The 11,313-nt window shown below is 43.9% G+C and carries 8 protein-coding genes, 2 tRNA genes and 2 pseudogenes; 10 read left to right on the forward strand and 2 right to left on the reverse strand.

All coding sequences use genetic code 11. The annotated features are described in order from the left end of the window. Positions 1 to 6: 6 nt before the first annotated feature. From HDCHBGLK_RS08520 to HDCHBGLK_RS08545, 6 genes and pseudogenes are all read left to right on the forward strand, one after another. A complete protein-coding gene (locus tag HDCHBGLK_RS08520) occupies positions 7 to 936 on the forward strand; it encodes a 4Fe-4S binding protein (protein ID WP_039910116.1) in 930 nt (309 codons plus the stop codon). After that, positions 923 to 1,801, forward strand: coding sequence for a TlpA family protein disulfide reductase (locus HDCHBGLK_RS08525; protein ID WP_004608459.1), 879 nt, complete (start codon positions 923 to 925; stop codon positions 1,799 to 1,801). Before HDCHBGLK_RS08520 ends, HDCHBGLK_RS08525 begins: the two co-directional genes overlap by 14 nt. A gap of 14 nt (positions 1,802 to 1,815) precedes the next feature. Continuing rightward, the gene (locus tag HDCHBGLK_RS08530) at positions 1,816 to 2,652 is read left to right on the forward strand and encodes a CPBP family intramembrane glutamic endopeptidase (RefSeq protein ID WP_004608458.1); all 837 of its coding nucleotides are present in this window, start codon (positions 1,816 to 1,818) and stop codon (positions 2,650 to 2,652) included. A 189-nt stretch (positions 2,653 to 2,841) separates the two neighbouring features. Beyond that, positions 2,842 to 3,314: pseudogene (tnpA, locus tag HDCHBGLK_RS08535) on the forward strand (IS200/IS605 family transposase). Positions 3,315 to 3,427: 113 nt separating this feature from the next. Then, a pseudogene (tnpC, locus tag HDCHBGLK_RS08540) lies at positions 3,428 to 4,581 on the forward strand (IS66 family transposase); the annotation flags it as partial. Positions 4,582 to 4,716: 135 nt separating this feature from the next. Continuing rightward, the gene (locus tag HDCHBGLK_RS08545) at positions 4,717 to 5,364 is read left to right on the forward strand and encodes a septation protein SpoVG family protein (RefSeq protein WP_004608454.1); all 648 of its coding nucleotides are present in this window, start codon (positions 4,717 to 4,719) and stop codon (positions 5,362 to 5,364) included. Between the two features lie 241 nt (positions 5,365 to 5,605). On the opposite strand, the gene HDCHBGLK_RS08550 is transcribed toward HDCHBGLK_RS08545, so the two are convergent. Next, a tRNA-Pro gene (locus HDCHBGLK_RS08550) sits at positions 5,606 to 5,679 on the reverse strand. A 54-nt stretch (positions 5,680 to 5,733) separates the two neighbouring features. Then, positions 5,734 to 5,804: transfer RNA gene (locus HDCHBGLK_RS08555), tRNA-Gln, on the reverse strand. 417 nt (positions 5,805 to 6,221) lie between these two features. On the opposite strand from HDCHBGLK_RS08555, the gene nox reads away from it, so the two are divergent. From nox to HDCHBGLK_RS08575, 4 genes are all read left to right on the forward strand, one after another. Then, positions 6,222 to 7,559, forward strand: a complete 1,338-nt coding sequence (nox, locus tag HDCHBGLK_RS08560; RefSeq protein ID WP_039910078.1) for a H2O-forming NADH oxidase — start codon at positions 6,222 to 6,224, stop codon at positions 7,557 to 7,559. A gap of 178 nt (positions 7,560 to 7,737) precedes the next feature. After that, positions 7,738 to 9,348 (forward strand): ABC transporter substrate-binding protein, encoded by a 1,611-nt coding sequence (locus HDCHBGLK_RS08565; RefSeq protein ID WP_004608450.1) that lies wholly within the window; start codon positions 7,738 to 7,740, stop codon positions 9,346 to 9,348. An 82-nt stretch (positions 9,349 to 9,430) separates the two neighbouring features. After that, positions 9,431 to 10,396: an ABC transporter permease gene (locus HDCHBGLK_RS08570; protein ID WP_004608449.1), complete on the forward strand. Its 966-nt coding sequence runs from the start codon at positions 9,431 to 9,433 to the stop codon at positions 10,394 to 10,396. Further along, the gene (locus HDCHBGLK_RS08575; RefSeq protein ID WP_004608448.1) at positions 10,389 to 11,312 is read left to right on the forward strand and encodes an ABC transporter permease; all 924 of its coding nucleotides are present in this window, start codon (positions 10,389 to 10,391) and stop codon (positions 11,310 to 11,312) included. The genes HDCHBGLK_RS08570 and HDCHBGLK_RS08575 overlap by 8 nt, the downstream gene beginning before the upstream one ends. Position 11,313: the final 1 nt, after the last annotated feature.

The raw sequence follows: 11,313 nt of genomic DNA on the forward strand, positions 1-11,313 counted from the left end.
GCTAAAATGAAGAAAGAAAAGAAAGTTTCATTCAAGGAATTTTTAAAAAAAAGGAATACCATTCAGATGTTTGCCACGCTTCTGACAAACATTCATCTTCCGAATTTTCTGAAGGGAATCTTATACAACGGAAAAGTCAAGCAGGTGTGCGTGCCCGGACTCAACTGCTACTCATGTCCGGCAGCGACAGGAACCTGCCCCATCGGAGCTTTTCAGGCCGTGGTGGGTTCCTCCAAGTTCAGTTTTTCATACTATATAACTGGCATACTGATTTTTTTCGGCATAATGCTCGGAAGATTTATTTGTGGCTTCCTTTGCCCATTCGGATGGTTTCAGGATCTGCTTCATAAGATTCCAACGAAGAAGTTCAGCACCAAAAAGCTTAAGGCTCTGCGGCACATAAAATACGGTGTTCTTGCCATTGCGGTAATCGCGCTACCGATACTGGTAGCAAACAACGCCGGAATCGGCTCACCGTACTTCTGCAAATACATCTGCCCGCAGGGAATATTGGAAGGTGGCATACCGCTTTCACTTGCCAACAGCAGTATTAGGGCGATGCTCGGACCTCTCTTCACTTGGAAATTTGGAATACTGTCCGCGATTATAATTCTCAGCGTGCTGTTCTACCGTCCGTTCTGCAAATGGCTGTGCCCACTCGGCGCATTCTACGCACTCTTTAATAAGGTTTCGCTTCTTAACTACAATGTCGACAAGCACAAATGCGTTTCCTGCGGAAAGTGCAGCAGAACCTGCAAAATGGATGTGGACATTACCAAAAACACCTCACACACGGAGTGTATCCGCTGCGGAGAGTGCATAAAGGTGTGCCCAGCAAAAGCAATCAGCGTCCACTGGGGGGTTAAAAACCCTGTGGAAAATAAAGAAGATAAAATAATAAACAAGATTGGAGAGATAAAAAATGAAAATAATTAAAAAAATCGTACCCCTACTTATGGTAACTATGATGACAATTTCACTGGCGGCATGTGGCAGCGGTAATACGGGCGTCTCCCAGTCCACAGCAGGCAAAACGGAGCAGACCAAAACCTTCCCGAAATTTCAGGGAACAGATTTTGACGGCAACAGTGTTGATGAGTCCCTGTTCAGCAAAAACGAGGTAACTCTTCTCAACTTTTGGTTCAACGGCTGCTCAGCTTGCGTCAACGAGATGCCTGCGCTCGAAAAGTTAAACACCAAGCTCCGTGAAAAGAACGCTGAGTTGGTTGGTGTAAATGTCGAGGCTGGCGAAAGTGACAAGGCTCTTGCCGAAGCCAAAGAAATACTCTCGAAACAGGGGGCAACCTACAGAAACTTGTTTATAAGCGGAGGAGATGAAGCAAAAGAATACATCGGTAAAATTTTCGGTTTTCCGACTACCATTTTGGTCGACAAAAACGGCAACATCATCGGTGAGCCCATTGTAGGAAGCATAGAAGACGAGAAGAGAATGGATGAAATTATCAAGATGGTCGATGACGCAAAGGCCGGTAAAACAGTTTCTGTTCCTAAATCCGAGGCAACACTTGATGATAAGATGACAGTACTTGTGACAGAGGAAAACGATATCTTTGTAGACCACAAGGAAGTTTGGGACAAGGTATTCGACAATATTCAGAAGGACAGCGCTGAGCAGGCTGGCGACATTACCTACGCCGAATTCTTGAAAGCGCAGGTAGAGAAGGCAAAGGATTCATTCAGCGAGGATGAGTTGAAGATCCTCGCTGAAGACATTAAAAGGATAGACAACATTGAGAAACAAATTCAGGAATTAGACAGCAATAAAGATGGTAATAAGTAATCGGGAGGCGAGACATGATAAAAAACAATATAGGTGTTAGACGAAAAATCTGGTTTGGAGTACTCCCAATCCTTGCGATAGCGGTACACTTTTTGACATCAAACATCTTCCTCTATGGTGTTTACGACTTGTTCCTGAACATTCTACACGTACCTCAAGAGCAGTTTATGAAGTTCTCATATCTGGCTGAAATGCTTGTATACATCGTGCTGATACTCATCTTCTTCATTATCTACAAGCTGGCATTCAAAAAAGACAAGGACGAAATAAGAACTGCGCCGAATCTCAAGGACTCGGCAATAAGCTTTACCGCAGGCGCAGGAGTTTCAGGATTCTCTTTTCTCTGGGTTCTGCTGGCTGAAAAAATACCCGCACTTCAGGGAAGCCTTGCCGCAATGGACGCAGCGAACAAGGAAATCGAAGGTGGAAGTAGTTTTGGTGTCATTTTGATTGCCGTTGTTGCCGCACCTCTCATAGAAGAGATTCTTTTCCGTGGAATAGTATTCCGATCTATACGCAAGATTATCCCCGGATGGGTTCCGATCATACTGTCTGCGGCAATGTTCGGAGCCTATCACATGAATATGGTTCAGGCTGTTTACGCTACCTTTATGGGAATAGTTGCTGCCATAATTTACGAGAAGACGAATAACCTTATGTACCCGATTCTCGTACATGTGGCAAACAACCTTATCGGTGCGATACAAAGCTTTATCTCTTCGGAGACAGGAGTTTTTATCCTCAATATGGTTTCCCTTGTCATGATTATCCCTATGTGTTGTGTAATTTATCGTTTACTTAAACGCAACTGCACAGAACAGGTATATGCTAAAAAATCTGTAAATATTTAAAAATGTAAGTATTGTAGCGAATCGGCACATGGCTCATAACCGTGTGCCGATTTGTTTTGTGTCACAGTAAAAATAAACCCCCTGCTATGCAGGGGGAGGGCAGATCTTTAGATATAAGTATGAACTCCTGTGCTAGAATAAAAGTGGGTCTGCAAAACCACAAATAAAACAGCACAGGAGATCCTAAGAATGGACGTAAATAGTTTGGCTCATACAAAATGGGAATGCAAGTATCATATCGTTTTTGCACCAAAATATCGCCGTCAGGTAATCTACAAAGACATAAAGGCAGATGTGGGACAGATACTGGGAACATTATGCAGAAGAAAAGGGATAGAAATAATCGAAGCAGAATGCTGTAGCGATCATATCCATATGCTGGTGAAGATCCCACCGAAATATTCAGTAAAGAAATCATGGGATACTTAAAAGGAAAAAGTTCGCTAATGATATTTGAAAAGCATGCGAACTTAAAGTACAAGTATGGAAACAGACATTTCTGGTGCCGTGGATATTATGTAGATACAGTGGGGAAGAATATCGCTGCAATCAAAGCGTACATTCAAAATCAATTAAAAGAAGATTTAGAGTACGACCAGATGTCGTTAGTAGAGTATATCGACCCGTTTACGGGTGAGCCGGTGAAGAAAAACAAGAAATAAACCACTTGGAGTGGTAGCAGGAAATCAAAGCAAACCAGCAAGCTCCTTTTGGGGCTGCGCCGGAGTAAGGAAGCACTGAAATAGCCCCTTTAGGGGCTGCTGTGGATGTGGTGCAGTTGTCTCTTTTTGATGAAGCAGAAACTTCTGCGGATCCATCTGCCACAGAACCTGATCTTAAAGATGTCGCATCCTATCGCCGCCGGAAATTCAAAGGACAGCGAGAAAAACTCTTGAAAGACATTCCTCATGAGAAAAAACTGTGTACGCTTGCACAGGAAGACCGTTTCTGTGAGAAATGCGGAACACCTCTGGTTTCTGTCGGTGAAGAATTCGTCCGCACGGAAGTTGAATTTATTCCGGCAAAAGTCCGTGTGATCGATTATTACCGTGAAACTTTCGAGTGCCGGAAATGCCGTAAAGAAGGAAGGGGATATATGGAAAAATCCCCTATGCCTTATCCGGTAATCCAGCATTCTTATGCATCCCCGTCTACGGTAGCCTGGGTCATCCGTCAGAAATATGAGCTTATCGATGAAACACCGATCCAGGTACTTGGAGAACCTGGACGAAATACTACGGATTCCTACATGTGGGTGTACTGTTCCATAAAAAATAGTGAGCAGCCAATTCGAATGTTCGATTATCAGCCTGGAAGAAGCGGAACATTTTCTCGGAAGTTCCTGAAAGGTTACACCGGATATATCCATACGGATGCCTATAAAGGATATGAAAAGGTAACGGGGATCACCAGATGTTTCTGCTGGACGCATTTGAGAAGATATTTTGTAGATGCCCTTGCGAAAGATGTCGCCAATCCGCAGGAAACCATACCGGCTCAGGCAATCCGCTATATCAACCGACTTTTTAAACTGGAAGTATTGTCATCTGAAACAAGAAAAGAACAGCGTCTGATACAGGAAAGCCCCGTATTAGAGGCTTTCTGGTCATGGGCAGAAAAGGTATCTGTTGGGATGCTGCCAAAGTCGAAACTCGGAGAAGCCTTTACCTATGCGTTCAATCAGAAATCAGGTTTGATGAATTATCTGTTGGATGGGAACTGCTCGATTTCCAACAATCTTGCAGAGAACAGAGTCCCCAAGGAGCTGAAGCCAGTGCTGGAATCTATACACTGATAGAAACTGCCAAGGCAAATGGATTGAATCCACGAAAATATATCCAGTATATCCTTGGAGACATCCCGGGATCTGCATTTATGCAGTATCCAGAATACTTGGAAGACTATCTGCCATGGGATCCAATCATATAAAAAATATGTCGATAACCGCTAACTTTCAAGAATAACAGGAAGTTAGCGGTTTTTCCATACACAATCATATTTGACGGTTACGAAAATACCATTAGAAGATGCAATAAAACTAGATAGGAGAAAGGCGTGCATATTATGAAGATAGAGACACAGATTAAACTGCATAGCGAAGATGCGATGCAGAAGACAGGGATTGTGGCATCCGGCTGGGTAGAGATTGGCGATTGTATCAAGTTTCCAGTACGGGTAATGAAATATACGGACAAGACTTCCGGCGAAGAAAAATCCTTCGTGTCATATCCGCAAAGAAAAACAAAAGATGGTTACGAAGTCATTGTCTTCCCACATGACAAGGAAGCCCGAAAAGAGATAGATGCAGCAATCTTCTCCGCAATGAAAATGGAACTGCTAAAAGATGTAGGATTGCCAGAGGTGGAGATAAGGGTCACACCAATAAAAGACCAAAATCAAGAAAATCACGCGGTAAGGCTGAAAGGAGTAGCAACGGCCAGGATTTCTGAACTGGGCTTAACGATAAAAGGAATTCTGATCAAAGAATCCGAAAAAGGACTTTTCGTACAGATGCCACAATATAAAAGCGATGAAGGTTATAAAGATATTGTATATGCAACGACAAAGACTATGCAGGAAAAAATCAAGATGGCCACAATGGATGCACATGAGAAAGCGCTATCCTCCCCGACTGTTTCTAGGAATTCAAAGGATAATATCATGAATACAAGCCGGGATTGTCAGAATAACGGCAGAGACAAGGCACGATAAGGTAGAATTCATTAATATTCCGTTAGTACAATACTCCGAGGCAAGTTGCTCGAATTATCTTAATAATATCATCAATAAGGCCTCGGAGCGTAAATTTGCTATTCTTTGTATCTGTTTAAGTTTTGGCTTGATCATCCCTAGTTGATATTGTCTTATATAAAAATTCTTAGGCAACAATTTTGATAAAAAAATAAGGAACTGCATTTTCATGCAATCCCTTTATTTAAGCCTTGGCTTCAAGTCGGAGTGACAAGATTTGAACTTGCGACCTCTACGTCCCGAACGTAGCGCTCTACCAAACTGAGCCACACTCCGAAAATGTAACCGGACATCTTGTCCTGCAAGATACCCGGCGCCCCTGCCAAGGAACTACGGATAGAGGACTCGAACCTCTACTAACAGAGTCAGAGTCTGCTGTGCTGCCATTACACCAATCCGCAATGTTTTTCCAGCGAACATGTTATATTATACCAAATATTTATCAAAAATCAACCCTTTTTTTCAACTTTTTTTATTTTATTTTGCCCACTAAAGTATTGCGTCGTTTGAGCCGATTTATATTGTCTATAAATAGGCTTTTTAGCTCTTGCCTGCATGGCGCTTAACCCCTACTTCTTCTATTTCCTGACGGCAGTAATCGGGGCGGGATTTGTCCTGATTCTAATCTGGCGGAAATATCTGAAGCACGCCAGAATTGATAAGTCTAAATTTGACGACAAGGCTATGGAAGACCTGAAGCAATATGTATAGGTATTAACGGGCAGTATTTATCTGTATAGACTTCCCAAAAGCGGCGCAGACTAAGAATAGTTTGTGTGGGCGCGGCATATTGCGTCCATGGCGGGAGGTATAGGAAAGTGAGCGATAGAATCATAGTAATCGGAGCGAACCATGCAGGTACGGCAGCTTTGAACACCATTCTGGACAATTATACGGATAAGGATGTGACTGCGTTTGACGCCAATTCCAATATCAGTTTTCTGGGTTGCGGCATGGCATTGTGGATCGGGCGACAGATCAGCGGGCCGGAGGGCCTGTTTTATTCGGACAAGGAGACGCTGGAGGGAAAAGGGGCGAAAGTGTTCCTGGAGACAAAGGTGTCCCGGATCGATTTTGAGAAAAAGACGGTATATGCAATGGATAAGGAAGGCGAGGAGATAGAGGCAAATTATGATAAGCTGATCCTTGCCACAGGATCCCTTCCCATCCAACCCAAGGTGAAGGGAATGGAGCTAAAGAATGTCCAGTTCGTCAAACTGTACCAGAATGCAGCGGATGTAATTGAAAAACTGGAAGATCCATCTATTCAAAAGGTGACGATTATCGGAGCCGGTTATATCGGCGTGGAACTGGCGGAGGCGTTTGCAAGAAACGGGCGTAAGACCACCCTGGTGGACTGTGCGGATACCTGCCTTTCTGCCTATTACGATCCGGAATTCTGTAAGATCATGGAAGAAAACTTAAGGGAAAACGGCGTAAGAACTGCATTTGGAGAGATGGTTCAGGAAATACAAGGCCAGGAACTCGTAGAGCGGGTAGTGACAGACAAGGATTCTTATGATACGGATATGGCCGTTTTTTGCATCGGATTTCGTCCCAATACCCAATATGCGGATGGCAGCCTGGAACTTTTCCGTAATGGGGCATTCCTGGTAGATCTGCATCAGCAGGCCAGCAGGCCGGAAGTATATGCCATCGGAGACTGCGCGACGGTATTCAACAATGCGACCCAGAGAAAGGACTACATTGCCCTTGCTACCAATGCCGTGCGATCTGGCATTATCGCTGCCCACAATGCGTGCGGAACACCCCTTGAATCAGCAGGGGTGCAGGGCTCCAACGCGATCTGCATCTGGGGGCTTAACATGGTGAGCACGGGAATATCTTTGAAGAAGGCGCTGGAACTTGGCTATGAGGCGGCTGCGGCTGACTATGAAGACTGGCAGAAGGCAGGGTTCATAGAAAGCGGCAACGAGAAGGTACGGATCCGGATCGTCTATGACAAGAAGACTCGGATCGTCCTGGGTGCCCAGATGTGCTCGAAATATGATATTTCCATGGGGATCCACATGTTCTCCCTTGCAATACAGGAGCAGGTTACGATTGACAAGTTGAAGCTTCTGGATCTGTTCTTCCTGCCTCATTTTAACCAGCCTTATAATTATATTACGATGGCGGCGCTGAAGGCGGAATAATAGAAGCGGTTATAACTGCACTACTTGAATCTTGAACAGTTAGTGCAGTTTTTTAGTTGGAGAATTTTGTAATATTCTGCGAATATAGACTGATTCAATAATTATATGCGATATTTCAATTAGACACCCCTTTAGGAGGGGATTATACTGATATGGAACAATACACAGGAGGAAAGTCATGAAGAAGAGGATAGTTTCTATTTTGCTTATCGCAGCAATGGCGATGACAATGGCTGTTGGGTGCGGCAGCAGTAAAGACTCCGGATCAGGAGACAAACAAGAGGCGTCAGGAGAAGGCGGCGGAACCTTTATCGTGCCAATCAATACGAATACGGTGGCATCTTTGACACCCTATAATGTATACGGGGCAGATGATTTGCTTATTGCATCGGCACCGTGCTTTGACCCGCTATTTATTGTAACTAAGGACGAGACAAGATGGTATCTGGCTGAAAGTCTGGAAGCGACTGCGGATGATAGATGCCATTACCAGATGAAATTAAAGGATGGCCTTACGTGGCATGACGGAGAAGCAATTACCGCTGACGATGTTGTCTATACGGTAAATGTACTGCTAGATCCCGCGAATACCAGCGATTCATCTGAAAGCGTTACATATAACGGCAAGACGATATCTGCAGCGAAGGTGGATGACTTGACGGTAGATATTACGCTGCAGGAGCCGTTCAGCGCATTTGAAAGCGAATTTGGAAGGATACAGATTATTCCAGAGCATGTGTTCGGTGGAGAGACGACAATAAAAGATGATACAGAGAACTTGAATAAAGCGGTGGGTTCGGGCCCGTTTAAACTAAAAGAATATAAAGAAGGCGATTCTATCGTCTATGAGAGATATGACGACTACTATAGAGGAAAGGCAAGCCTTGATCAAGTAGTTATAAAACTGATGCCGGATGAAAGCGCGCAGGAAGCAGCGCTTCAGAGCGGGGAAATCTCTATGATGCGGATTACGAACCAGACAAAGTTGGATAAATATTCAGCAGATGATAACTATACGGTCTACAACATACCGGAAGCACGTCTGAATTACATGGCGTTTAATTACCAGAGTCCTGCGATGAAGGACTTGGACGCCAGAAAGGCAATCTGCCTTGCGCTTAATGTGGACGATATTATTTCAGGAGCTTATGGCTCGGAAGAATTGGCTATACCGGCAAAAAACTTCTGCTCTCCGGAGAATCTTTACTATAATGACGAGATGGAAGGATATAAGCAGAATATTGAGGAAGCAAAAAAACTTGCTAAAAAATCAGGATTAACCGACAAGCCGCTGCATTATATCTATAATACGGCAAGGCCGAATATGAAAGAGACAGCACAGATCGTTCAGCAGCAGTTGAAGGAGATTGGCGTAGAAGTTGAACTTGAGGGACTGGAAGGAAGCGAATTTTTTACGCATCTTTTTGCGGCGTGGATTACAGGAGAGACTGTAGAAGATACTTCTTGGGATATGGCCACCAATGGCATGGATCAATTGAACTCTGATCCGGCCACCAAGATGACGAGTTGGAGAGGCGATCTTGTTTCGAATGGATTTTATGTAAGCGATGCGACGAATGAGTTATGGGATAAAGCATCCCAGGCATTAACGGCAGAAGAGCGCGAACAGTATTATAAAGAACTTCAAGTTCAGATGAATGAGGATTACGCTATGTATCCGATGGCCAATACGAATTATGTCATAGCGGTCAGGAAGGAATTTAAAGGTCTGGATGAAATAAAGAGAGTCCCGATTTTCGAGGATTACCTGAAGATTACAATGGAATAGGCATATCGAAAAGACCGTTTGCTTTCAGGCGGTCTTTTCTTCTGGAAACAGTAGATCATAATATGTGTGAGGACGATAAAACGTGAAAAAGTATATACTAAAGCGTCTGTTAGAATTAATACCGGTTCTTATCCTGGTCAGTATATTTTCCTTTTTTATCATTCAGGCTTCGCCGGGAGATCCGATTGATAATTATGTAAGGCCGGGAATGACGGAAGAACAGATTGAGGATATTAAAGAAGAATATGAGTTGGACGGGTCGATGGCACAGCAGTATTTCCGCTGGATGTCGCATATCATGCGTGGCGATCTTGGAACATCCATACATCAGAACCGTCCGGTAGTCGATATTATTGCCGAGCGGCTGCCGGCAACTTTAATGCTGATGGGGACGGCGCTGGCATTCTCGCTTATGATTGCGATTCCATTGGGACTATGGGCAGGACTCAGAAAGAATAAACGATCGGATAATATAATCAGCCTGATATCCTATTTGGGAATATCAATTCCGCCGTTCTGGCTGGCAATGATTGGGATTATTTTGTTTTCCCTGAAACTGCACCTGCTTCCCAGCGGGGGGATGCATACGGTGAATGTAAATACAGCGGCGGATTTATTATGGCATATGATTCTGCCGGCTTTTGTGCTGAGTCTGAATAATATGGCAATTTTCACCAGATACATAAGGTCAAATACAATTTCTCAATTAGAAGAAGACTATGTACAGACAGCGATGGCAAAAGGTACCGGAAAGCGGAAAATTCTTTTCAGGCATGTCCTTAAGAATTGTCTTCTGCCAATCATCACGCTGGCAGGCATTAATATTGCGGGGCTGGTATGCGGGTCATTTGTGGTAGAAACAATATTCTCGTGGCCGGGAATCGGAAGACTGGCGATGGATGCGGTAGGAAACAGGGACTTCCCGCTGATCATGGGATACACTATGTTTTCCTGCATTATTTTAATTCTTGGGAATCTGATCGCAGATGTATTATATGCAGTGGCGGATCCCAGAATCAGACAGGGGATGGGCAGAGACAATGGATAAGAGTATAGGTTATGTAATAAAAAAAGACAGTTTTGTAAGGATAGAAAAAAAAGAAGAACAGATAGCGGCGAGTTATGAGCGGGGCCTCGTAAAAGACGTACTTCATTCGCTGAAAGAAAATAAGCTTGCAATGATCTGCAGCATTATTTTGCTTCTGATCATTCTGGCATCTGTTTTTGCCCCATTCAGCTCATATGATCCGGATAAGCAGGATCTTATGCAGAAATTGATGCCGCCGTCGAGGGAGCATTGGTTTGGAACCGACGAACTTGGGAGAGATTATTTTACAAGGGCTTTATATGGCGGAAGGATTTCATTATCGGTCGGCGTTTTGTCCATGCTCTTGTCAACAATAATTGGCACGGTGATTGGTACTGTCAGCGGATATATGGGCGGCAAGACGGATATGTTCTTGATGCGCTTTACTGACATTTTTATGTCAGTTCCAAGTTTCTTATTTATGGTTGTTATCAATTCCATGTTTCCTCCAAAAGTATGGTCAATGGTTATTATTCTGGGGCTGTTTGAATGGTGCCAGATTGCACGGATAACAAGAGCGGAGACATTGTCTTTGAAGGAAAGAGATTTTGTGCTTGCATCAAAGCACCTGGGTGCCAGCCATGCGCAGATTATATTCGGACATATTATTCCCAATATGAGTTCTTCCGTTATTGTGGCTGGCAGTCTGGCTGTCGCAAGGGCGATATTGACAGAATCCGCGCTTAGTTTCATGGGACTCGGGGTTCAGCTTCCAAAGGCCTCCTGGGGGACGATGCTTCAGGGAGCCCAGGTTTATATTATGGACATGCCATTGCTTGCAGTCTTTCCAGGCGTATTTGTCGTATTGACAGTGTTTAGTTTCAATATTCTGGGGGATGCCCTTAGGAATGCGCTGGAACCAAAGATGATTAAATGAC

The sequence above is a fragment of the [Clostridium] scindens ATCC 35704 genome, assembly GCF_004295125.1.
Taxonomy (GTDB): Bacteria; Bacillota; Clostridia; order Lachnospirales; family Lachnospiraceae; genus Clostridium_AP; species Clostridium_AP scindens.